This window comes from Streptomyces sp. BK340, from assembly GCF_007827595.1.
Lineage (GTDB): Bacteria > Actinomycetota > Actinomycetes > Streptomycetales > Streptomycetaceae > Streptomyces.
Genome location: NZ_VISR01000013.1, coordinates 82,929 through 104,866 on the forward strand (window position 1 = coordinate 82,929; position 21,938 = coordinate 104,866).

Below are 21,938 nucleotides of genomic sequence, written 5' to 3' on the forward strand. Positions count from 1 at the left end.
CGGTCGGGGTGATTCCCTCCGTGGAAACTTGACAAGCCCCGACTCAGGTTCAGCTCGTCCGCCGACCCCGGAGTTAGCCTCGGGACACAGACAAAGGGAGGCAGACATGGCGAAGGTTCCCAGCTCGGTGATCGCCGCGACCGGGCTCGTCGGTGGCTACGGCGTCGCCCGTTGGACCAAGAAGCGGCAGCTCGGCGGGGCCGTCCTGGCCGTCGCCGGTGCCGCCGCCGCGCAGCAGTGGCGCCGGCAGGCGGGCGGCAGGGCCGCCGGTGCGCTGACCGCCGCGTACGTCGCCGCGTTCGCCGGATCGCACCCGCTGGCGAAGAAGGTCGGCGCCTGGCCGTCGGTGTTCGGTGTCGCGGGCGCCGTGGCCCTGGCCTCCTGGGCCGTCGCAGACCGGCGGGGCTGAGCTGTCCCCACGTCGTTCACCGACCGCCGGGGTTGAAGTATCCCCACGTCGTTCGCCGACCGCCGGGGCCGAGTCGGACGACCTCGTTCGCCGACCGGAGCGTCGGGGCTGAGTCGGCTCACATCCGGATCGGCCCACCCCGGTTCGCCGACCGGACCACCGGAACCGGGTCACCCCACCCCGTTCGCCGACCGGAACGACCGCCGGTAAGCCTGCGGACTCGTCCCCACCACCCGGCGGAACCGTTCCCGGAAAGCCGTCGGCGACCCGAAGCCCGCCTGGGCCGCGATCCGTTCCACCGGGTACGGCGTCGTCTCCAGCAGGTACTGCGCCCGCCGCACCCGCGCCCGGTGCAGCCACTGCAGCGGTGTCGTACCGGTCTGCTCGCGGAAGCGGCGGTTGAGGGTGCGGCCGCTCATGCGGGCCTGTACCGCGATCTCGTCCAGGGTGAGGTCGCGGTCGCAGTTGTCCTCCAGCCAGGCCAGGAGCGGCTCCAGGGTCGCGCCGGCCGGGGCCGGAGGCAGGTCGTGGACGATGAACTGGGCCTGCCCGCCCTCCCGTTCCAGCGGCATCACGGCCGACCGTGCCGCATGCGCGGCGACCGCCGAGCCGTGGTCCCTGCGGATCATGTGCAGGCACATGTCCATGGCAGCGGCCGCGCCCGCGGAGGTAAGGAACTGGCCGTTGTCGACGTAGAGGACGTTCGGGTCGACGGTGATCTTCGGGTACATCGCGGCGAGGTCCCCGGCCGCCCTCCAGTGCGTCGTCGCCCGCCACCCGTCCAGCAGCCCCGTCGCCGCGAACACGAACGCGCCCACGCAGATCGACGCGACGCGCGTCCCGTTCGCCGCCGCCGCGCACACCGCCTGCGCGACCCCCGGCGGCAGCGGCGCGGTCGGGTCGGCGACGCCCGGCAGCATGATCGTGTCCGCCTCCGCCAGCGCCTCCAGGCCGTACGGCGCCCGCACGGTGAAGACCCCCGCGCCCGCGCTCACCTCCCCCGCCGGGGAGCAGACCCGCACCCGGTAGGCGGGCCGCCCGTCCGGCAGCCGGGCCCAGCCGAAGGCGTCGACCGGGACGGACAGGTCGAACGGGATCACCTGGTCGAGCGCCAGGACGGCCACGGTGTGCATGGCAGGAAACTAGCCGTACGCCGGATTGTCGCCAACCTGGCCCTGCAGGCCTGTCTCCCCTGTTACCCGCGAACAGAGAACTGGCGAGAATCCGTCGCCCGGTGGCAACCTCGCCACTGTTCCCGGGATCCGCCGCCCGCCTAGCCTCCCCCCGTGACCAAGTTCCTCCTCGCCGTCCACGTCCTCGCCGCGATCGTCGCCATCGGGCCCGTCACCGTCGCCGCCAGCATGTTCCCGCCCGCCGCCCGCCGGGCCCTGGCCGCCCCGGACGACACCCGGGCCGCGGAGACGGTGCGGCTGCTGCACCGGATCTGCAAGGTCTACGCCGTCGCCGGTGTCGTCGTCCCGGTCTTCGGGTTCGCCACCGCGAGCAACATGGGCGTGCTCGGCAGCGCCTGGCTGATCGTGTCCATAGGGCTCACGGCGCTGGCCGCCCTCGTGCTCGCCGCGCTGGTGCTGCCCGCCCAGACCGCGCTCGTGGAGGGCGAGGGGACACGCGAGAAGACCGTACGACTGGCCATGTTCACCGGGGTGTTCAACCTGCTGTGGGCGGCCGTGACGATCCTGATGATCGTGCGGCCGGGGTCGACGACCGGAGCCTGAGTCCCTGTTGTCGGCGGCGGGTCACGACCGCCCGCGCTCGGAACAGCGCCGGCAGCGCCTACAGTTCCGCCTGCCCCGCGCCCTTGAGCGCGTTCAGGTCGAAGACCTCGCCCATCTTGGCGAAACCCAGGTCGCTGGGGTGCAGATGGTCCCCGGAGTCGTACTCGGGGCGCAGGCGGCGCGGGTCGTAGGGGTCCCTGAGGGACTTGTCGAAGTCGACCACGGCGTCGTACACGCGGCCCGCCCGGATCTGGGCGTTGACCTGCTGACGCACCGCCTCGCGGGCCGGGGTCCAGCCGCGGTGGGCCTTGAACGGCATGAGCGTGGCGCCGACCACCTTCAGGCCGCGGGCGTGGGCCTGGCGGACCAGGATGCGCAGGCCGTCGGCGATCCGGTTCGGGTCGGCGAGCTTCGGGTTGCGCAGGATGTCGTTGATGCCGAGGTCGATGACGACGACCTTGACGTCGGTCCGGGAGAGCGCGTCCCGGCCGAAGCGGCCCAGGCCGCTCTGGTTCTCGGCGGGCCTCCCGAGGCCGTCGGCGAGGACCTGGTTGCCGCTGATGCCCTCGTTGACGACGCCGTAGCGGGGCAGCGCGTCGCCGTTCTCGACGGCCGTGCGCAGCCGGCCGGAGAGGACGTCGGTCCAGCGGTGGTTGGCGCCGACGGTGGAGGTTATGCCGTCGGTGATGGAGTCGCCGAACACGACGACCGTGCCCGTGGCCTCGTTGCTGAGGACGTCGAGGGCCGTCAGATAACGCCAGTACGGGGTCTGTTCGGTGTACGGGGTACCGGTCGCGTCCTCGGTGCGGTCGCCCTGGGCGACGTACGACAGCTGCCGCGCGTGCGGGTGGTACGTCACCGGGCCCGACGGCGTGGGCGAGTACGTGGTGACCAGGACGTCCGTACCGTGCGCGATCGCCAGGCGCACCGCATCGCTGAGCACCTGCCCGCCGGCCGGTATGACGACGCTGGTGCTTCCGTTGAACGTGAGGCGCCGCATCGTTTCCGCGTCGGCCGCGGCGGTGCCGTCGCCCGCCGAGAGGGCGAGGGAGGCGTGCGTGATGGTCAGCGGGGACTGGCCGTACAGGTTGGACAGCGTGATCCGGGCACTCGTACCTCCGGTGCTCGCGTGCACCACGTTCCGCACCGAGCGGCCGGCCAGACCCTGGGTCTCCGTGCCCGGCTCACCGCCCATCGGCGCCGTGGCCCAGGCACCGACCCAGGTGCCGGTCGAAGCGGGAGCGACGGACGAGTCGTGGTGCGGGCGGCCGCCCGCGAAGCCGCCGCCAGGGGTGCCGTCGTCGGTCGCCACGGTGACGTAGATGGCGGCACAGACGACCACGACCAGCGCGACGAGCGCGCTGAGAACGGCATAACCACGACGCTTGGTCACGCTGCTGCTTTTCTCCCCCGGAAAATGGGAGCCCGAGGCTCCGGTCTGAAGAGCCCATGATCGCTCATGGGCCAGGGAGAGCTGACAGGGCCCTGCCCAAAAACCCCCGTCCAGACAGACGCCGGGAACTCCTGTTCCGTTCCGGGAGTCGGTCAGGAAGGGACAATTGTGTGCGGGATCACCGAACGGGTGGAGCTGATGGAACAGACGGAGACCGAAACACCGACCCGGACCACGTCGTACCGGACCATGACCGCCTTCACCCCGGCCGACGAGGAGCGCCGGCGCGGGGTACGGCGCATGAAACTGACGGCGACCGGACTGCTGCTGCTCGTCGCGGTCGTCTACGTCCTGGCCACCTGGGCCACGCACCAGGGCGCCGGCCCCTGGGCGGGCTACGTGGCCGCAGCCGCCGAAGCCGGCATGGTCGGCGCCCTGGCCGACTGGTTCGCGGTCACCGCCCTCTTCCGGCACCCGCTCGGACTGCCCATCCCGCACACCGCGATCATCCCCACCAAGAAGGACCAGCTCGGCGTCTCCCTCGGCGAGTTCGTCGGCGAGAACTTCCTCTCCGAGGACGTCGTACGACAGCGGCTGCGCGCCGTCGGCATCGGCAGCCGGCTCGGCGCCTGGCTCGCCGAACCCGCCCACGCCGACCGGGTCACCGCGGAACTCGCCACCGCCGTCAGAGGCGCCCTGACCGTGCTCCGCGACTCCGACGTACAGGCCGTCGTCGGAGAGGCCATCACCCGGCGCGCCGACGCCCAGGAGATCGCACCCGGCATCGGCAAGATGCTGGAGAAGATCGTCGCCGACGGCGGCCACAAACGGGTGGTCGACCTCGTGGTCGCCCGCGCCCACGACTGGCTGGTCATACACCGCGAGGACGTCATGGTCGCCGTGGAGGGCGGCGCACCCGGCTGGACCCCGCGGTTCGTGGACCGGAAGGTCGGCGAACGCGTCTACAAGGAGCTGCTGCGCTTCGTCACCGAGATGCGCGACATGCCCTCCCACCCCGCACGCGGCGCCCTCGACCGCTTCCTCACCGACTTCGCCTCCGACCTCCAGTCCGACACGGACACCCGCGCGCGGGTCGAGCGGCTCAAGGGCGAGGTACTGGGCCGCGGCGAGGTACAGGACCTGATCGCCTCCGCCTGGACGGCCGTACGCTCCATGATCGTCGCCGCGGCCGACGACGAACACAGCCAGCTGCGGCTGCGGGTACGGGCCGCCCTGCTCTCCCTGGGCTCCCGGATGGCCGCCGAACCCAAGGTCCAGGAGAAGGTCGACAGCTGGTTCGAGGGCGTGGCCGTGCACATCGTCACGACCTACCGCAAGGAGATCACCTCCCTGATCACCGACACCGTGGCCGGCTGGGACGCCGACCACACCACCCGCAAGATCGAGGCCCACATCGGGCGCGACCTGCAGTTCATCCGGATCAACGGCACCGTGGTCGGCTCACTCGCGGGCCTGCTGATCTACGTGATCTCACAGAGCCTCGGAGCCTGACCCGCGCACCCCTATCCCCCGCACCCCGACCCCCCGCCGCCCAGGAATACTGGCCCCCATGACCCGCCTGATCCTCGCCACCCGCAACGCCGGAAAGATCACCGAGCTGAGGGCCATCCTCGCCGAAGCCGGACTCCCCCACGAACTCGTCGGCGCGGACGCCTACCCCGACATCCCCGACGTCAAGGAAACCGGCGTCACCTTCGCCGAGAACGCCCTCCTCAAGGCCCACGCCCTGGCCCAGGCCACCGGCCTGCCCGCCGTCGCCGACGACTCGGGCCTGTGCGTCGACGTCCTGAACGGCGCCCCCGGCATCTTCTCCGCCCGCTGGGCCGGCCGCCACGGCGACGACAAGGCCAACCTGGACCTGCTCCTCGCCCAGCTCTCCGACATCGCGGACGGACACCGCGGCGCCCACTTCGCCTGCGCGGCGGCGCTGGCCCTGCCGGACGGGCGTGAGCGCGTCGTCGAGGGCCGGCTGCCGGGTGTCCTGCGGCACGCCCCGTCGGGCACGAACGGCTTCGGCTACGACCCGATCCTGCAGCCGGAGGGCGAGACCCGCACCTGCGCGGAGCTGAGCCCCGAGGAGAAGAACGCGATCAGCCATCGGGGGAAGGCGTTCCGGGGGTTGGTGCCGGTTGTGCGGGAGTTGTTGGGCTGACTTCACGAAAGAGCCCCGCACCTACGGTTCGAAGGTGTGGGGCTCCATTCACCTGTGCGCCCGGTCGGATTCGAACCGACAAACACGACCACCTAAAGATCGCCGCTCGGCCGTTGGCGTACGGGCGCCTAGCCAGGCCCTACATTACCGGGGGAGAGTATGCCGTCGCCGACCGCCTCGGCACCAGGTGCTGGTGGCTGCGTGGCAGTTGGGGCAGAGCAAGCGCAGGTTCGCTTGGCGGTCGTCGCTCCAGTCCCCGTTGATGTGATCGACCTCCAGTGTCATGGGCTTGCCTCGCCATTCAGGGCCCACACCGCACTCGGCGCACACCTCGGGAACTCCCACCTCGCGTAGCGCGCGGCGCAGCAGATGGGTCCTCGTCCGGCGTCGGCCATCGTGCCGCACCAGGATGTCCTCGGCACGCCTCACGGGGGTCACGCCCGGTTTCCCGCGCTGGTGTGCTTGCCCAAGGAAGTGGGAGACATCGAGACCGTCCTGCGTCACCCACTGACGGAACCGGGCGCGCAGCGGGCCGTTGTACGGCTCAAGGCCCAAGGCACGCAGCGCACCGGCGACAGACGTCGTCCCCTCGACCGCGTGCCGCAGTTCATCGGCGGTTGGCCTGTGCGGCGCCTTGCCTCGCCTCCGCCGTGGCATGTGGGAGACGTCGATCCCGAAGTGGTCGAAGCGCCGGAAGAGGTGGCACCGAAGATTGCCGTACGGCTGGGTACCGAAGAAGGCGATGACCTCGTCGATGTCGGAACATTGCTTGGCGGCCTCGGCCAACCTCTCACGGGTGTACTGCACGCCGCTGCTCATGCGTCGCCACCCCTGGCGCTCCCTTTGCCCCGCCCCCGGTAATGGTCCGTCGCTGAATGGCAGTTGGGACACAGCAACCGCAGGTTCTCGATCCGGTTGTCCCGCCAGTTGCCGTCGACGTGATCCACCTCCAGCGGGAGTGGACGGCCCCGCCAGCTCCCTTCCGTACCGCAGAGCGCGCAGCACTCCCGCACGCCCAGTGCCGTCATCGCCCACTTGAGCCGGTCGCTCGGGATACGTCGGGCCTGGTCGACGGGCTGCTCGACAAGCAGGCCCTCGGGGGTTCGGGGACGCCGGGGCTTGCCGCGCTGGTTCGACACCCGGAAGTGGGAGGTGTCGATGCCGTAGGCCTGGATCCGGCGACTGATGTGCGTGTGATGACCGCCGACAACCTCCAGCCCGAGCCGGCGCAGCACCTCGCACATGTTCGTGGACGCAGCCACCGCCTGCTCAAGCACCTCCCGCGTCCACTTCACCCCCTCCCGCTCGAAGTGCGAGACATCCACTCCGAGCTTCTTCATCCGCCCGAGCACGTACTGCCGTGTCGAACTCTTCGGATCCACCCCCAGCCGAATCAGCGCCTCCGACAACGTCCGCGCCCCCCGAGCCGCCTCCTCCAGCCGCTCCTTGCTGTACGCACTGGCCCCCATCGAGCCCCCTCCGTTCCGGCTGCGTGTTCGCAGCTCGTACGGAGTAACGAACCGTTTATCGGACAGTCACGCACGGAATGGGAACGGCCCGCGCCGGGGTGTCCCGGTGCGGGCCGTCGGGCACGAGAAGCGTGCCGCGGGAACTCAGATCCCCAGGTCCTTGATGATCTTGGCGACGTGGCCGGTCGCCTTGACGTTGTAGAGGGCTCGTTCGACCTTGCCCTCCTCGTCGACGACCACCGTGGAGCGGATGACGCCGACGACGGTCTTGCCGTACAGCTTCTTCTCGCCGAAGGCGCCGTAAGCCTCCAGGACCTTCTTGTCGGGGTCGGCCACCAGCGTGACCTTCAGGGACTCCTTCTCGCGGAACTTGGCCAGCTTCTCGGGCTTGTCGGGGGAGACGCCGATGACGTCGTAGCCGGCGGAGGCCAGGACCTCGAGGTTGTCCGTGAAGTCGCAGGCCTGCTTGGTGCAGCCTGGAGTCAGGGCCGCGGGGTAGAAGTAGACGATGACCTTGCGGCCCTTGTGGTCCGACAGGGACACCTCGTTGCCGTCGGCGTCGGGGAGGGTGAAGGCGGGGGCCACGTCACCGGGCTGGAGTCGCTCGCTCATCGGTCCAGCGTAACGGGGGGCGTTGCGGCGCGGTGGCGGGTGGAGCTGACAGACTGTCCGGGACAGCATCAGGAGACTTCGGAGGCCGTACGGTGGCGGACACGTCGGACACCAGAACCCCGGCGCAGATCGAGGCGGACATCAAGCGCCGTCGCGACGTGCTGGCCGAGACGCTCGACGAGATCGGGGTGCGGGTGCATCCGCAGACGATCGTCGCGGACGCCAAGGCCAAGGTCGTCGCCAATATCGATCACACGGTCGGGCGGGCCTACGTCCAGGTCAACCGGGTGGTGAGTGAGGTGCGGGCGCAGTTCGTGGACGAGGAGGGCGCGCCGCGGCTCGAGCGGGTCGTGCCCGTCGCGCTGGTCGTCGTCGGGGTCGTGGGCCTGCTCGCGGTCGGGTCGCGGCGGCGTAAGCGCTGACCAGGGCGGAGACGAGTGGTGGCCCGGGGTCGTACGAGTCCGTCCGAGGCAGGTAGGTTCGAGGCGTGAGCGCCAACAGAAACGAGCACAGCAACCCTCAGCACGACAAGCTGCCCATCCGGATGCTGCACGACCGGGTTCTCGTGCGGCAGGACGCCGGTGAGGGCGAGCGGCGGTCGGGCGGCGGCATCCTGATTCCCGCGACCGCGGCGGTCGGGCGGCGGCTGGCCTGGGCCGAGGTCGTCGCGGTGGGTCAGAACGTACGGACCGTGGAGCCGGGTGACCGGGTTCTGTTCGATCCGGAGGACCGGGCCGAGGTCGAGGTGCGGGGCGTGGCGTACGTGCTCATGCGGGAGCGTGATCTGCACGCGGTGGCCGCCGACCGGTTCGAGGGCGGCGAGGACTCCACGGGCCTGTATCTCTGATCAGAGGCATCTCTGCTCGGAAGCCGGGAAGGGGCTGGTGACGGTTGTCGCCAGCCCCTTTGTCGTTGCTTTGCTATGTTCGAAGGAGCCCGACGAGACGCGCCGTACCGGGATGCAGGCAAAGACGACGCACCGCAGAGAGTCGTCCGTTCGTCTCGGAGGTGTTGTCGTGGCCTGGGTGCTGCTTGTCGTGGCCGGTCTGCTCGAGGTCGGCTGGTCGATCGGGATGAAGTACGCCGACGGGTTCACGCGGGTCGTGCCCAGTGTGCTCACCGGTGCCGGGATCGTCGCCAGCATGGTGCTGTTGTCCTACGCCGCCAGGTCGCTTCCGATCGGTACCGCCTACGGCGTGTGGGTGGGGATCGGGGCGGCCGGGGCGGCGGTGCTCGGCATGGTGGTGCTGGGTGAGCCGGTCACCGCCGCCCGGATCTTCTTCGTCTGTCTGCTGCTGGTCGCCGTCGTGGGGCTGAAGGCGACCAGCGGTCACTGACTCTTCCTAGGGTTGGCCTCCGGCGTCGCCGGTGGTGCCTGTGGTGCCACCGGGTGTGCCGCCGCCCGTGGTCGTGCCTCCGGCGGGTGTGCCTCCGCCGGTGGTCGGGCCGCCGGCCGTGGTGCCGCCGGCCGTGTCGCCCCCGGTGGTGTCTCCGCCGGTGGTGGTCGTACCGCCGCCGTCCGTGGTGGTGCCGCCGCCGGGGGTGCCGCCGGTGTCCTGGCCGCCGGTGTCCTGACCGCCGGTGGTGGTGCCGTTGGTGGGGGTGCCGGTCGGGCCGCCGTTGTCGTGGCCGCCGGTGGTGTCGGCGCCGCCGTTGTCCTGGCCGCCGGTGGTCGTGGCACCGTTGGTCGGGGCCTGCGTGCCGGGTGCCTGGACTTCGGCGCCCTGCTGCAGCTGGAGGTCGAACTCGGTGGCCGGCTTGCCCTTGAGGGCGTCCTTGGTGAACTGGGCCCAGATCTGGGTGGGCGCGCCGCCGCCGTTGATGCGCGGCAGGCCCATCGCGCCGTACAGCGGCTTGTGGGCCGCGGTGACCGGGTCCTGGCCCATGACGGAGACGACCGTGGCGAGGTCGGGGGTGTAGCCCGCGAACCAGGCGGCGGTGTCCTCCTCGGCGGTGCCGGTCTTGCCGGCGGCGGGGCGGCCGGCGGCCTGGGCGGCGGTGGCGGTGCCGGACTGGACCACGCTCTGCAGGATGGAGGTGGTGGTGTCGGCGGCCTCGCGGCTGACGGCCTGCTTGACGGACTCGTCGGGGAGCTTGACCTCGTCGGTGCCGGCCTTGGTGATCTTCTCGATCATGGTGTACGTGCCGTGCTTGCCGTGGTTGGCGAGGGTCGCGTACGACTCCGCCATGTCCAGGACGCTGGCGGTGGCGGTGCCGAGGGCGATGGAGGGGTAGGGCTGGAGGTCCTTGGTGTCGGCGGGGACGCCGAGTGCCACGGCGGTCTGCTTGACCTTGGACGGGCCGACGTCGACGGCCATCTGCGCGTACACGGAGTTCACCGACAGGTCGGTGGCCTTGCGGACGGTGATGTCGCCGTAGGACTTGGAGTCCTCGTTCTCGGGGGCGTAGGGGCCGCCGCTCCAGCCCTGGACGGGCCGCTTGTTGGTGCCGTCGTAGTAGGTGTTCGGGGTGATGGTCTGGCCGTCCTGGGTGGTCGAGCCGTTCTGGACCGCGGAGGTGAACACGAACGGCTTGAAGGTGGAGCCGACCTGGAAGTCACCGCGGGTGGCGCCGTTGGTGTACTGCTTCACGTAGTCGACGCCGCCGTACATGGCGACGACCTTGCCGGTCTTGGGGTCGACGGAGGCGCCGCCGGCGCGGACGGCGTTGTCGACCTTGTTGTTCTTCTTGTCCAGCTTGGACATCAACTGGTCGTCGACGGCCTTGACGAAGGCGTCCTGTTTGTCCTTCTGGATGGTGGTGGTGATGCGGTAGCCGCCCAGGGCCAGCTTGTCGGGGTCGATGATGTTGTTGGTGGTCAGGTAGTGCTTGACCGCCTCGACGAGGTAGCCGCGCTGGCCGGAGAGACCGGTGGAGATGGTCTGCTCCTTCGGCATGGGGAACTTCATGCCGGCGCGCTTGGTCTCGCTGAGCCAGCCCTTCTTGACCATTCCGTCCAGGACGTAGTTCCAGCGCGCGAGGGCGGCGGACTTGTTCTCGGGGTGGGCCACGACGTCGTACTCGCTCGGCGCGTTGACGAGGGCGGCGAGGTAGGCGGCGCGGGCCGGGTCGAGCTCGGCGGCGTCCCGGCCGTAGTAGGCCTGGGCGGCGGCCTGGATGCCGTAGGCGTTGCGGCCGAAGTAGCTGGTGTTGAGGTAGCCCTCGAGGATGTCGGCCTTGGACTTGTTGCGGTCCAGCTTCATCGAGATGAAGAACTCCTTGGCCTTACGGGTGACCGTCTGTTCCTGGGCCAGGTAGTAGTTCTTCACGTACTGCTGGGTGATCGTCGAGCCGGACTGCCTGCCCTTGCCCGTGGCGGTGTTCCAGGCGGCGCGGAGCATGGCCTTGGGGTCGACGGCGGACTCGGTGTAGAAGTCGCGGTCCTCGGCTGCCAGGACGGCGTGCTGGGCGTCCTTGGAGACCTGGGAGAGGTCGACGTTCTCGCGGTTGATCGTGCCGTCGCGGGCGAGCTGGGAGCCGTCGGCGTAGAGGTAGACGTTGCTCTGCTTGGTGGCGAGGGCGTTGGCCGGCGGGATCTTCACGAGCGAGTAGCCGAGGAAGAAGAGGCCGATGATCAGCAGGACGCCGATCACGAAGGTGCTGAGCACCATCCGCCAGGTGGGGATGATCCGCCGCCATCCGGTCCGCTTGGGCCGCTTGGGCTTCTTGCCCTTGCCGCCGCCGGGACCGTCGGGACCTCCGGGGCCGCCGGGGGCGCCGGGGGCGCCGCTGTCAGCGAGGGGGGTGGCGGGCTCGTCGGGGGTTCGGGCGGTGGAGGTGGCGCGGGCGCCGGCTGCGGATGCAGCGCCGGCTGCGGCTCCGGCCGCGGCGGCAGCACCGGCCGGGGGCTTCGGGGCGGCAGCCGCGGAGGCACCGGCGGCCATGGCGGCACCGCTCGCGGCGGCGGCCGCAGCGGCGGCGCTCCCCTTGCCGGGCCGGCTCGGCCGGGTCGGCCGGGTCGGCCGGGTCGACTGGCTCTGCTGGGCCGACTGGCTCTGCTGGCTCTGCTGGGCCGACTGGCTCTGCTGGGTCGACTCGGCCTTGCCGGGAGCCTTGACGCGGCGGAGGACCTGAGTGGTCTCGGCGGGAGCCGGAGCCTCGCCGGAGGCCTGGGAGGCGGCGGCCGCCTGGTTCCCCTCCTGGGAAGCGCGGGGTGCCTTGATACGCCGGAGGACCTGGGTGCTCTCCGCTGCGTTGGGCTGCTCGGACTCGTGCGAACCGTCGCCCGCCTGGGTCCGCCCGGACTGCTGGGGCACCGAGGCCCGCTGGGACGTCGTGGCAGGGTCGCCCTGCTTCTGGGGCTCGCCGGACTTCGCCGGGCCCTGCGACTGCCCCGGGAGCCGCGACCCCGCGGACGCCTGGGAGCCCTTGGCCTTGTCGAAGGGGCGGAACTCGGCAGAACCCTGGGACTTCTCGGCACCCTGGGCGTTCCCGGCTGCCGGGGACTTCTCGGCCCCCTGGGTCTTCCCGGACGCCTGCGACCTGTCGGACGCCTCAGGCCCCTCGGGCCGACGGGACCCGTCAGAGCCCTGCGGCTCCACGGCCGACTGGGGCTTCTGAGGCTTCGGGGACTCCTCGGCCTCCGCACCCACCTGGAGTCCCCGGCCTTCCGTCCTCCCCGCACGGCTCGCCTGAGCCGCCCGGCGAGCCCGCGCGGCCTGATCGGAAACGGCACCGGCACCGGCACCGGCACCGGCATCCCGGACCGACCCGGCGGCCGGACCCGGACGGTTCTCCACGGACCCGTCCTTCTCGGCGGCGGTCTCGCTGTCGGGCGTCTTCGGAGTCCGCTCCTCGCGGCCGCGGGTGGTGGACCCCGGCTCTCCGGACACTTCAGCCGGCAGCGGTTCGTCTGGTGCCCCGCCCTTGGTGTGCTGCTGCGGCTGCGGCTCGTCGCTCATCTCGTGCACGGACTCCTGTTTCGCGTCGTACGTTTCCCGTACGCCTCGTACGCCTTCTGCGCCCCCGGTTTGAAGACTCTCGCACCTGGCGTTCCGTTCCCGGATTCCGGCACGCATCCGGGGCGGAAAATGCGTGGCCGGTCGCCGGGCCTCCGGACTAGGCTCCTGCGCTTCGGTGTCGAGCGGTCCAGGGAGGTCGACTGGCGTGGGCGCGGGACGGTTGTACGTGGCCGTCGCGGCGGGGGGATTCAGACGGTACGCGACGTATCGGGCGGCCACTGCGGCAGGGGTGTTCACCAACACGGTCTTCGGACTGATTCTCGTCTACACCTACCTGGCGCTGTGGGACGAGAAACCGCACCTCGGAGGCTATGACCAGGCGCAGGCGGTCACCTTCGTGTGGCTGGGGCAGGCACTGTACGCGACGCTGGCGATTCAGGGGGGCGGCTTCGAGACCGAGTTCATGGAACGCATCCGTACGGGTGAGGTCGCGATCGATCTGTACCGGCCGGCGGATCTGCAAGTGTGGTGGCTCGCGAACGATTTGGGCCGGGCGCTGTTCCAGCTGCTCGGGCGCGGGGTGGTTCCGTTCGCCTTCGGGGCGCTCGTGTTCCCGACGGCGCTCCCGGACGATCCGGGCAGGTGGCTGGCCTTCCTGGTCTCCGTGGCGCTCGCGATGATCGTCAGTTTCGGGATCCGCTACCTGGTGGCGCTGACCGGGTTCTGGCTGCTGGACGGTACGGGGGCGCTTCAGGCGCTGATGATCCTCGGCATTTTCTGCTCGGGGATGACTCTCCCGCTGAACGCCTTCCCGGGGACGCTCGGTGAGGTCGTACGGGTGCTGCCGTGGGCGGCGCAGCTCCAGGTGCCCGCGGACGTGCTGATGGGCGAGGCCGACCCGCTGCCGGCCTTCGTCTTCCAGGCGGCGTGGGCGGTGGTGCTGCTGGCGGCCGGGCGGCTGGTGCAGACGGCGGCGGCGCGACGGGTGGTGGTGCAGGGTGGCTGAGTACAACGCCCTGGCCGAGGGGCTGCGCGCCTACCGGCTGATCTCCGGGATGTGGATCCGCTCCACGCTGACCTACCGGGTGTCCTTCGTCATGACCGTGGTCGGCGGTCTGCTGGTGACCGGTCTCGACTTCGTGTCGATCCTGCTGATGTTCTCGCGGGTCGACGTGCTCGGCGGCTGGTCGCTGCCCGAGATCGCGTTCCTGTACGGGCTGTCGGCGACCTCGTTCGGGCTCGCGGACCTGGCGATCGGTTCGGCGGGCCGGCTGGGCAGCCGGGTGCGCGACGGCACGCTCGACACCCTGCTGGTGCGGCCCGCGCCGGTGCTGGCGCAGGTCGCCGCCGACCGGTTCGCGCTGCGCCGGATCAGCCGGATCATGCAGGGGGCGCTGGTGCTGGGCTATGCGCTGGTCGCGTCGGACATCGGCTGGACGCCGGTCAAGGTGCTGATGGTGCCGGGGATGCTGGTCTGCGGCGGGGTGATCTTCTCCGCGGTGCTCGTGGCGGGGGCGGCCTTCCAGTTCGTGGCGCAGGACGCGTCCGAGGTGCAGAGCGCGTTCACGTACGGCGGCCAGACGCTGTTGCAGTACCCGCCGACGGTGTTCGGCAAGGAGTTGGTGCGCGGGGTGACGTTCATGCTCCCGCTGGCCTTCGTCAACTGGGTGCCGGCGGCCTATGTGCTGGGGCAGCCCTATCCGCTGGACGGCGTGCCACGGTGGGCGGCGTTCGCGCCGCCGCTGGTGGCGGCGGTGTGCTGCGTGGCGGCGGGGCTGGCGTGGCGGGTGGGCCTTCGGTCGTATCGGAGTACAGGGAGTTAGCGGTGGACGCGTTCATCGAGGTGGCCGGGGTCGAGAAGGTCTTCGAGGTGCGCAGGAGGACCGGGTTCCTGAAGCGGGAGCGGCGGCAGGTGCGGGCGGTGGACTCGATCTCCTTCACCGTGGCGCGCGGTGAGATGGTCGGCTACATCGGTCCGAACGGCGCCGGCAAGTCGACGACGATCAAGATGCTGACCGGCATCCTGATGCCGAGCGCGGGCCGGCTGCGGGTGGCGGGGATCGATCCCTCGCGGGAGCGCACGCGGCTGGCGCACCGGATCGGGGTGGTGTTCGGGCAGCGGACGACACTGTGGTGGGACCTGCCGCTGATCGACTCCTACCGGCTGGCGCACCGCATGTACCGCATCCCGGACGCCCGTTACCGGGAGAATCTGGACCGCTGCGTGGAACTGCTGGAGCTGGAGCCGCTGTTGGACGTACCGGTGCGGCAGCTGTCGCTGGGCCAGCGGATGCGCGGTGACATCGCGGCGGCCCTGCTGCACGATCCGGAGGTGCTGTACCTGGACGAGCCGACGATCGGCCTGGACGTGGTGTCGAAGGCGAAGGTACGGGGCTTCCTGCGGGAGCTGAACGCCGAGCGCGGTACGACGGTGCTGCTGACGACGCACGATCTGCAGGACATCGAGCAGGTGTGCTCGCGGGTGATGGTGATCGACCACGGGCGGCTGATGTACGACGGTCCGCTCGCCGGGCTGCACGAGGCCGGGGAGGGCGAGCGGACGCTGGTGGTGGACCTGGAGCGGGAGTTGCCGCCGATCGAGGTGCCGTCGTGCCGGGTGGTGCGGGTGGAGGGGCCGCGGCAGTGGCTGGCGTTCCCGGCGGGGCAGTCGGCGGCGCCGCTGGTGGCGGCGGTCGCGGCCGAGTATCCACTGGTCGACCTGTCGGTGCGGGAGCCGGACATCGAGGCCGTCATCGCGAAGATGTACGCCGAGAAGGCGGTCTCGTAGGCGTCTTCTCGCTGGGCATCTCCTGGGCATCTCGTGGGCAACTCTTCGCGGGCATCTTCTCGTAGGCTTCTGCCATGACCGACGACGCAGTGCCGGAACTCCGTGCCTCCGACGCCGACCGTGAGCGGGTCTCCGAGGTCCTGCGGGACGCCCTCGCCGAGGGGCGGCTGGACATGGAGGAGTTCGAGGAGCGGCTGGAGGCGACGTACAAGGCGCGTACGTACGCCGAGCTGACGCCGATCACCCGTGACCTGCCGGCCAGCGGGGCCGTGGCGCCCGCTCCGGTCTCCTTCACCAAGGAGCCGGTGGAGAGCGGGAGTTGGGCCGGGCGGATCGTCGGGGGTGAGGGCTCGTCCACGGGGGCGGTCGCCGTCATGTCCGGCTTCCAGCGCAAGGGCCGCTGGACGGTGCCGAAGAAGTTCACCGCCTTCGCCTTCTGGGGCGGCGGCGAGATCGACCTGCGGGAGGCGGACTTCGCGGACCGCGAGGTCCACATCAACTGTGTGGCGATCATGGGCGGGGTGCAGGTGACCGTGCCGCCGGGTGTCGAGGTCGTCGTCCGCGGGATCGGTGTCATGGGGGGCTTCGAGCACCCCAGGGGCGACGAGCGGGCCGAGCCGGGCGCGCCGCGGGTGGTCATCGGCGGCTTCGCCTTCTGGGGCGGGGTCGGCGTGGAGCGCAAGGTGCCCCGGGCGGAGCGGCAGCGGCTGAAGGAGCAGCGGCGCCAGGAGCGGCTGGACCGCAAGGAGCGGCGCGGGCTCGAGGGGTGATGCGTCCCCGGGGTGGGGGCTGACGTCCCCGGGGCTGTGCCCCGGGCCTCGTCCGCGCCCCCTCCCTCGGGAAGGCGCCTACGACGTGCAGACCTTCGTCAGTTCGCCCGCCGCGTCCGTCACCGGGCTGACGTCGGGCGTGTTGTCGCCGTTCTTGATCGCCGTACGGACGTTGTCCACGGCCTTGTTCAGGTTGTCGACCGCCTTGTTGACGTCGGCGTTGTCGGTCTTGTCGCCGATCTTGTCGAGGTTCTTGTCGATCGAGGCGAGGGACTGGTCGAGCTGCGTCGGGTCGTTCGAGGCGTTCTCCACGGCCTGCTGGAGATCGGTGACGCTGTCGGCGATGGAGTCGGCGGTCTGCACGCAGTCGAGGGCCTTGTTCACGGCGTCGCAGCCGGTGGTGAGGCCGGCGGTGAGCGCGGCGGTCGCTATGACGGCGGCGACGGCGGTGAGACGGCCTCGGCGTCGGCTGGCGGCCATGGTGGTGTTCCCTCCCCTGGTGGCTGGCCGGGCGCACGGTGGTGGTCGTACGCCCGTACCCATACGGACGTCGGGGAGCGGGCGGGGGTTGCCCTGCCGCACCCCCGAGTGTTGGTACGTCCTTTACTTTTCGAGCGTGGCGGCCAGCGCGGCCTTCTGGATCGCGGTCAGCTCGGTGCAGCCGGTGACGGCGAGGTCGAGCAGGGCGTTCAGTTCCTCGCGGGCGAAGGGCTCGGCCTCGGCGGTGCCCTGGACCTCGACGAAGCGGCCGTCGCCGGTGCAGACGACGTTCATGTCGGTCTCGGCGCGCACGTCCTCCTCGTAGCAGAGGTCGAGGAGGGGCACGCCGCCGACGATGCCGACGGAGACGGCCGACACCGTGCCGGTCAGCGGCTGGCGGCCGGCCTTGATGAGCTTCCTGCCCTGGGCCCAGGAGATCGCGTCGGCGAGGGCGACGTAGGCGCCGGTGATGGCCGCCGTGCGCGTGCCGCCGTCGGCCTGGAGGACGTCGCAGTCGAGGACGATGGTGTTCTCGCCGAGCGCCTTGTAGTCGATGACGGCGCGCAGGGAGCGGCCGATGAGGCGGGAGATCTCGTGGGTGCGGCCACCGATCCTGCCCTTGACGGATTCCCGGTCGCCGCGGGTGTTGGTGGCGCGGGGCAGCATGGCGTACTCCGCGGTGACCCAGCCCTCGCCGCTGCCCTTGCGCCAGCGCGGGACGCCTTCGGTGACCGAGGCGGTGCAGAAGACCTTGGTGTCGCCGAAGGAGACGAGGACGGAGCCCTCGGCGTGCTTGCTCCAGCCGCGTTCGATGGTGACCGGGCGGAGCTGTTCGGGAGTGCGGCCGTCGATTCGAGACATGGCCACGAGCCTATCGGGAGTGACGGAAGGGGCTCCTCCCACGGTGGGAAGAACCCCTTACAGGTGACCCCGGCTCGAACGGGGTCTCACATCATGTCTTCGATCTCCGCGGCGATCGGGTCGGCGTCGGTGCCGATGACGACCTGGATGGCGGTGCCCATCTTGACGACGCCGTGGGCGCCGGCGGCCTTCAGGGCGGTCTCGTCGACCAGCGAGGGGTCCGAGACCTCGGTGCGCAGCCGGGTGATGCAGCCCTCGATCTCCTCGATGTTGTCGATTCCGCCGAGGCCGGCGACGATCTTCTCAGCCTTGCTGGCCATGTTCCTTCTCCCTGATAAGAACCGCTTTGTCGCAGTAACCCACAGTTGGCCCATCTTTGCGAGCGGTCATGCCGCGCGTGCCGAAGGATGGCGATCACGACAGCGGAACCGTCCGCCAACTGGTCTACACCACAGCCGGTACGGTCGACAAACCGCGTCCGAGTCGAGCGGCCCGGGAGGACGTCCATGAGCGCCGACAGCACGGTCAGCCCCGCGCGCGCCCGCTGGCACACCCTCTTCCAGGGCCTGCAGAAGATGGGCCGCAGCCTCCAGCTGCCGATCGCGGTGCTGCCGGCGGCGGGCATCCTGAACCGGCTGGGGCAGCCGGACGTGTTCGGGTCCGACGGCCTGGGCTGGACGGACCTGTCGAAGGTGATGAAGGGGGCGGGCGGCGCGCTGCTGGACAGCTCGATCGGCCTTCCGCTGCTGTTCTGTGTGGGCGTCGCGATCGGCATGGCCCGCAAGTCGGACGGCTCGACGGCCCTCGCGGCGGTGGCGGGCTTCCTCGTCTACTACGGCGTGCTGCACCAGTTCCCGGAGCAGTGCCCGGCCGGCTCGAGGACGATCCCGGACGTCGGCTGCCAGGTCCAGGCAGGGACGGTGTCCACCTTCACGTTCCAGAACCCGGGTGTCTTCGGCGGCATCGTCCTGGGTCTGCTGGCCGCGTTCTTCTGGGCCCGCTTCCACCGCACCAAACTGGTGGACTGGCTGGGCTTCTTCAACGGCCGCCGCCTGGTCCCGATCATCATGTCGTTCGTCGCCATCGCCTTCGCGGCGGTGTGCCTGTGGGTCTGGCCGCCGGTCGGCGACGCCCTGGAGAGCTTCAGCCACTGGCTGCGGGACGCGGGGTCGTGGGGCGCGGGCGTCTTCGGCGTCGCGAACCGGGGGCTGCTCGTCATCGGCCTGCACCAGTTCCTGAACGTGCCCATCTGGTTCCAGTTCGGCAGTTACACGACACCCGACGGGAAGGTCGTGCACGGCGACATCAACATGTTCCTGGCGGGCGACCCGCACGCGGGCCAGTTCACCTCGGGCTTCTTCCCGATCATGATGTTCGCGCTGCCGGCGGCCGCGCTGGCGATGACCCACTGCGCGCGGCCGAACCGCCGCAAGGAGGTGGGCGGTCTGATGCTCTCGGTGGCGCTGACCTCGTTCGTGACCGGCATCACCGAGCCGATCGAGTACTCGTTCATGTTCATCGCGCCCCTGCTGTACGTGGTCCACGCGGTGCTCACCGGGGTGTCGATGGCGGTGACCTGGGGGCTCGGGGTGCACGACGGCTTCAGCTTCTCGGCCGGTCTCATCGACTACGTCATCAACTGGAACCTGGCCACCAAACCGTGGCTGATCATCCCGATCGGTCTGTGCTTCGCGGCCGTCTACTACGTCGTCTTCCGGTTCGCCATCACGAAGTTCGACCTCAGAACACCCGGCCGCGAACCCGAGGACCAGGTCGAGGACGTCACGAAGGTCTGACGCCCCGTCCGAGAAAGGCCCCGGGACCGATGGTCCGGGGGTCTTTCGGCGTCCCCGCCGACGGGCCCGGTGACCAGCACGGCGCGTAATCCCACGACAGCGGATTCACGGGTTCCTTATGCCGCCTTCATCGTGTACAACAGGTCTACACCACTAAGTGGTGTAGACCAGAGACGCTGCCGTCCCCTTCCATGGTTCCCGGGCGGCGCCTTGCCCTCCTGGAGGAACTTGTGACCACGGCCAGCGCCGCTCCCGCGGCGGAGAAGAAGAAGGGCGCCGGGGCGATGGCTGTGCTACAGCGCATCGGCCGCTCCCTGATGCTGCCGGTGGCGGTGCTCCCCGCCGCCGCCCTCCTGGTGCGTCTGGGCAACACGGACATGCTGGGCGACCCGAACTACCCGGCGTTCCTGACGAAGATCGCCTCCTTCATGGCGGCCGGCGGCAACGCGATCCTCGACAACATGGCGCTGCTGTTCGCCGTGGGCATCGCGATCGGCTTCGCGAAGAAGTCGGACGGCTCGACCGCGCTCGCCGCGGTGGTCGGCTACCTGGTCTTCAAGAACGTGCTCGCCACGTTCACCGACAAGAACCTGCCGAAGATCGCGACGGTCGTCGACGGCAAGGTCCAGATGGTGAACGCCCCGGTCGACGCCAAGGTCCTCGGCGGCGTGGTGATGGGCATCGTCGTGGCTCTGCTGTACCAGCGCTTCTACCGCACCAAGCTGCCCGACTGGGCGGGCTTCTTCGGCGGCCGCCGCCTCGTCCCGATCCTGTCCGCCTTCGCGGGCCTGCTCATCGGCATCGTCTTCGGCTACATCTGGCCGGTCCTCGGCACGGGCCTGCACAACTTCGGCGAGTGGCTGGTGGGCTCGGGCGCCGTCGGCGCGGGCATCTTCGGTGTCGCCAACCGTGCGCTGATCCCGATCGGCATGCACCACCTGCTGAACTCCTTCCCGTGGTTCCAGGCGGGCGAGTACCACGGCAAGAGCGGTGACATCGCGCGCTTCCTGGCCGGTGACCCGCACGCGGGCCAGTTCATGACCGGCTTCTTCCCGATCATGATGTTCGGTCTCCCGGCCGCCTGCCTCGCCATCGTGCACTGCGCCCGCCCGGAGCGCCGCAAGGTGGTCGGCGGCATGATGTTCTCGCTCGCGCTGACCAGCTTCGTCACCGGCGTCACCGAGCCGATCGAGTTCACCTTCATGTTCATCGCGCCGGTCCTGTACGCCATCCACGCGGTCCTCACCGGTGTCTCCATGGCGCTGACCTGGTCGCTGGGCATGCGGGACGGCTTCGGGTTCTCGGCCGGCGCGGTCGACTTCGGTCTGAACTTCGGCATCGCGAGCAACCCGCTGGGGCTGGTCGTGGTCGGCCTGTGCTTCGCGGTGGTCTACTACGCGGTCTTCCGCTTCGCGATCATCAAGTTCAACCTGCCCACGCCGGGCCGCGAGTCCGACGAGGAACTCGCCGAACTGCAGAAGGCCGAGGCCAAGTAGGCCGGCCGGCCCCGGACAACGCGAAGGCCCCCGGAGCCGTGCCGGCTCCGGGGGCCTTCGCGTTGTCCGGGGGCGGGGTCAGATCTCGTACGTGACCCGCGGCGCGGCCAGCTCCACCGGCCCCGCGAAGACCTCGCGCGCGTCCGCGAGGTTGACCTGCGGGTCCGTCCACGGCGGGATGTGGGTGAGGACCAGCCTGCGGGCGCCCGCGCGGGCCGCCGCCTCGCCCGCCTCACGGCCGTTGAGGTGCAGGTCGGGGATGTTCTCCTTGCCGTGCGTGAACGCCGCCTCGCACAGGAACAGGTCGGTGTCCCGGGCCAGCTCGTCCAGCGCCTCGCTGACGCCCGTGTCGCCGGAGTACGTCAGGGACTTCCCGCCGTGTTCGATGCGGATGGCGTACGCCTCCACGGGGTGCCGGACCCGCTCGGTGTGCACGGTGAACGGGCCGATCTCGAACGTGGACGGCTTGACCGTGTGGAAGTCGAAGACCTCGCTCATGGAGGAGGCGGAGGGGGTGTCGGCGTACGCCGTGGTCAGACGGTGCTCGGTGCCCTCGGGGCCGTAGACCGGGATCGGGCCGCAGCGGCCGCCGTCGTGACGGTAGTAGCGCGCGACGAAGTACGCGCACATGTCGATGCAATGATCGGCGTGCAGATGGCTCAGGAAGATGGCGTCGAGGTCGTAGAGACCGCAGTGACGCTGCAACTCTCCGAGGGCGCCATTGCCCATGTCGAGGAGCAGCCGGAAGCCGTCGGCCTCTACGAGGTAGCTCGAACAGGCCGATTCCGCGGACGGGAACGACCCCGAGCAGCCGACGACGGTGAGCTTCATGAAGCAGAAACCTCCGTAGGCGGGAAACCGATGGGCGGGATCCGGGGAGAGGGGTCGGGAAGGGAGCAGACGGGGGTCGTGCGGTTCGTCGAGCGTAAGGCGCAAAAGGGCCGGTCGCTCCTCCGCCAGGGGCCGTTGTGGGCGAACTCACCTGTGCTGTCACCGGTTCGGCTGGACCGGGGGCGCAGGTAGCTCACAAGAGGGCGCGCGCCGCCAAGCGCAC

The 21,938-nt window shown here is 70.4% G+C and carries 23 protein-coding genes, 1 tRNA gene and 1 riboswitch; of the genes, 13 read left to right on the forward strand and 11 right to left on the reverse strand.

Going from position 1 to position 21,938, the window contains the following annotated elements; translation table 11 throughout:
• The first annotated feature begins 106 nt into the window (after window positions 1-106).
• Complete coding sequence (locus FB157_RS23035) at window positions 107-409, forward strand: hypothetical protein (RefSeq protein ID WP_145882502.1); 303 nt, start codon at window positions 107-109, stop codon at window positions 407-409.
• A 170-nt stretch (window positions 410-579) separates the two neighbouring features.
• Here FB157_RS23035 and FB157_RS23040 read toward each other — a convergent pair whose 3' ends face one another.
• A complete protein-coding gene (locus FB157_RS23040; RefSeq protein WP_145882503.1) occupies window positions 580-1,542 on the reverse strand; it encodes a GlxA family transcriptional regulator in 963 nt (320 codons plus the stop codon).
• A 153-nt stretch (window positions 1,543-1,695) separates the two neighbouring features.
• On the opposite strand from FB157_RS23040, the gene FB157_RS23045 reads away from it, so the two are divergent.
• Window positions 1,696-2,145 (forward strand): DUF2269 family protein, encoded by a 450-nt coding sequence (locus tag FB157_RS23045; RefSeq protein ID WP_145882504.1) that lies wholly within the window; start codon window positions 1,696-1,698, stop codon window positions 2,143-2,145.
• Between the two features lie 58 nt (window positions 2,146-2,203).
• Here FB157_RS23045 and FB157_RS23050 read toward each other — a convergent pair whose 3' ends face one another.
• Window positions 2,204-3,538, reverse strand: a complete 1,335-nt coding sequence (locus tag FB157_RS23050) for an SGNH/GDSL hydrolase family protein (protein WP_145882505.1) — start codon at window positions 3,536-3,538, stop codon at window positions 2,204-2,206.
• A 198-nt stretch (window positions 3,539-3,736) separates the two neighbouring features.
• On the opposite strand from FB157_RS23050, the gene FB157_RS23055 reads away from it, so the two are divergent.
• Window positions 3,737-5,050, forward strand: coding sequence for a DUF445 domain-containing protein (locus tag FB157_RS23055; protein ID WP_186581641.1), 1,314 nt, complete (start codon window positions 3,737-3,739; stop codon window positions 5,048-5,050).
• A gap of 58 nt (window positions 5,051-5,108) precedes the next feature.
• Window positions 5,109-5,711: an RdgB/HAM1 family non-canonical purine NTP pyrophosphatase gene (gene rdgB / locus FB157_RS23060; protein WP_145882507.1), complete on the forward strand. Its 603-nt coding sequence runs from the start codon at window positions 5,109-5,111 to the stop codon at window positions 5,709-5,711.
• Between the two features lie 55 nt (window positions 5,712-5,766).
• On the opposite strand, the gene FB157_RS23065 is transcribed toward rdgB, so the two are convergent.
• The 4 genes from FB157_RS23065 to bcp form a co-directional block, all read right to left on the reverse strand.
• Window positions 5,767-5,839 (reverse strand) — tRNA-Leu (locus tag FB157_RS23065).
• 16 nt (window positions 5,840-5,855) lie between these two features.
• Complete coding sequence (locus FB157_RS23070) at window positions 5,856-6,530, reverse strand: HNH endonuclease (protein ID WP_145882508.1); 675 nt, start codon at window positions 6,528-6,530, stop codon at window positions 5,856-5,858.
• Window positions 6,527-7,180: an HNH endonuclease gene (locus FB157_RS23075; protein ID WP_145882509.1), complete on the reverse strand. Its 654-nt coding sequence runs from the start codon at window positions 7,178-7,180 to the stop codon at window positions 6,527-6,529. Before FB157_RS23075 ends, FB157_RS23070 begins: the two co-directional genes overlap by 4 nt.
• 144 nt (window positions 7,181-7,324) lie before the next feature.
• Window positions 7,325-7,792: a thioredoxin-dependent thiol peroxidase gene (gene bcp, locus FB157_RS23080; RefSeq protein WP_145882510.1), complete on the reverse strand. Its 468-nt coding sequence runs from the start codon at window positions 7,790-7,792 to the stop codon at window positions 7,325-7,327.
• A 92-nt stretch (window positions 7,793-7,884) separates the two neighbouring features.
• Here bcp and FB157_RS23085 point away from each other — a divergent pair, with 92 nt between their 5' ends.
• The 3 genes from FB157_RS23085 to FB157_RS23095 all read left to right on the forward strand — a co-directional run bounded on the left by FB157_RS23085 (window position 7,885) and on the right by FB157_RS23095 (window position 9,129).
• Window positions 7,885-8,214 carry a DUF3618 domain-containing protein gene (locus tag FB157_RS23085; RefSeq protein WP_145882511.1) on the forward strand — a complete coding sequence of 110 codons (330 nt, stop codon included), beginning with the start codon at window positions 7,885-7,887 and terminating at the stop codon, window positions 8,212-8,214.
• Window positions 8,215-8,336: 122 nt separating this feature from the next.
• On the forward strand, window positions 8,337-8,639 hold the full coding sequence (locus FB157_RS23090; RefSeq protein WP_385165896.1) for a GroES family chaperonin: 303 nt from the start codon (window positions 8,337-8,339) through the stop codon (window positions 8,637-8,639).
• 63 nt (window positions 8,640-8,702) lie between these two features.
• Window positions 8,703-8,773, forward strand: a riboswitch (guanidine-III (ykkC-III) riboswitch).
• Window positions 8,774-8,808: 35 nt separating this feature from the next.
• Window positions 8,809-9,129: a multidrug efflux SMR transporter gene (locus FB157_RS23095; protein ID WP_145882513.1), complete on the forward strand. Its 321-nt coding sequence runs from the start codon at window positions 8,809-8,811 to the stop codon at window positions 9,127-9,129.
• Between the two features lie 6 nt (window positions 9,130-9,135).
• Here FB157_RS23095 and FB157_RS23100 read toward each other — a convergent pair whose 3' ends face one another.
• A complete protein-coding gene (locus FB157_RS23100; protein WP_186581654.1) occupies window positions 9,136-11,676 on the reverse strand; it encodes a transglycosylase domain-containing protein in 2,541 nt (846 codons plus the stop codon).
• A gap of 1,222 nt (window positions 11,677-12,898) precedes the next feature.
• Between FB157_RS23100 and FB157_RS23105 the strand changes: the two genes are divergently transcribed.
• The 4 genes from FB157_RS23105 (at window position 12,899) to FB157_RS23120 (ending at window position 16,251) form a co-directional block, all read left to right on the forward strand.
• Window positions 12,899-13,699 carry an ABC-2 family transporter protein gene (locus FB157_RS23105; RefSeq protein WP_145882514.1) on the forward strand — a complete coding sequence of 267 codons (801 nt, stop codon included), beginning with the start codon at window positions 12,899-12,901 and terminating at the stop codon, window positions 13,697-13,699.
• Between the two features lie 49 nt (window positions 13,700-13,748).
• The gene (locus tag FB157_RS23110; RefSeq protein ID WP_186581655.1) at window positions 13,749-14,516 is read left to right on the forward strand and encodes an ABC transporter permease; all 768 of its coding nucleotides are present in this window, start codon (window positions 13,749-13,751) and stop codon (window positions 14,514-14,516) included.
• Entirely contained in the window at window positions 14,474-15,481 is a 1,008-nt protein-coding gene (locus FB157_RS23115) for an ATP-binding cassette domain-containing protein (protein WP_145882516.1), read from the forward strand. The genes FB157_RS23110 and FB157_RS23115 overlap by 43 nt, the downstream gene beginning before the upstream one ends.
• A 74-nt stretch (window positions 15,482-15,555) precedes the next feature.
• Window positions 15,556-16,251 carry a DUF1707 domain-containing protein gene (locus FB157_RS23120; protein ID WP_145882517.1) on the forward strand — a complete coding sequence of 232 codons (696 nt, stop codon included), beginning with the start codon at window positions 15,556-15,558 and terminating at the stop codon, window positions 16,249-16,251.
• Between the two features lie 78 nt (window positions 16,252-16,329).
• On the opposite strand, the gene FB157_RS23125 is transcribed toward FB157_RS23120, so the two are convergent.
• The 3 genes from FB157_RS23125 to FB157_RS23135 all read right to left on the reverse strand — a co-directional run bounded on the left by FB157_RS23125 (window position 16,330) and on the right by FB157_RS23135 (window position 17,912).
• On the reverse strand, window positions 16,330-16,731 hold the full coding sequence (locus FB157_RS23125; protein WP_145882518.1) for a hypothetical protein: 402 nt from the start codon (window positions 16,729-16,731) through the stop codon (window positions 16,330-16,332).
• A gap of 123 nt (window positions 16,732-16,854) precedes the next feature.
• Window positions 16,855-17,592 carry a ribonuclease PH gene (rph, locus tag FB157_RS23130; RefSeq protein ID WP_145882519.1) on the reverse strand — a complete coding sequence of 246 codons (738 nt, stop codon included), beginning with the start codon at window positions 17,590-17,592 and terminating at the stop codon, window positions 16,855-16,857.
• A gap of 86 nt (window positions 17,593-17,678) precedes the next feature.
• A complete protein-coding gene (locus tag FB157_RS23135; protein ID WP_069780600.1) occupies window positions 17,679-17,912 on the reverse strand; it encodes a glucose PTS transporter subunit EIIB in 234 nt (77 codons plus the stop codon).
• A gap of 186 nt (window positions 17,913-18,098) precedes the next feature.
• Between FB157_RS23135 and FB157_RS23140 the strand changes: the two genes are divergently transcribed.
• Together FB157_RS23140 and FB157_RS23145 are read left to right on the forward strand one after the other, a co-directional pair.
• The gene (locus tag FB157_RS23140; RefSeq protein ID WP_145882520.1) at window positions 18,099-19,388 is read left to right on the forward strand and encodes a PTS transporter subunit EIIC; all 1,290 of its coding nucleotides are present in this window, start codon (window positions 18,099-18,101) and stop codon (window positions 19,386-19,388) included.
• Between the two features lie 230 nt (window positions 19,389-19,618).
• Complete coding sequence (locus FB157_RS23145; RefSeq protein ID WP_145882521.1) at window positions 19,619-20,884, forward strand: PTS transporter subunit EIIC; 1,266 nt, start codon at window positions 19,619-19,621, stop codon at window positions 20,882-20,884.
• A 78-nt stretch (window positions 20,885-20,962) separates the two neighbouring features.
• On the opposite strand, the gene FB157_RS23150 is transcribed toward FB157_RS23145, so the two are convergent.
• Window positions 20,963-21,715, reverse strand: coding sequence for an MBL fold metallo-hydrolase (locus FB157_RS23150; RefSeq protein WP_145882522.1), 753 nt, complete (start codon window positions 21,713-21,715; stop codon window positions 20,963-20,965).
• Window positions 21,716-21,938: the final 223 nt, after the last annotated feature.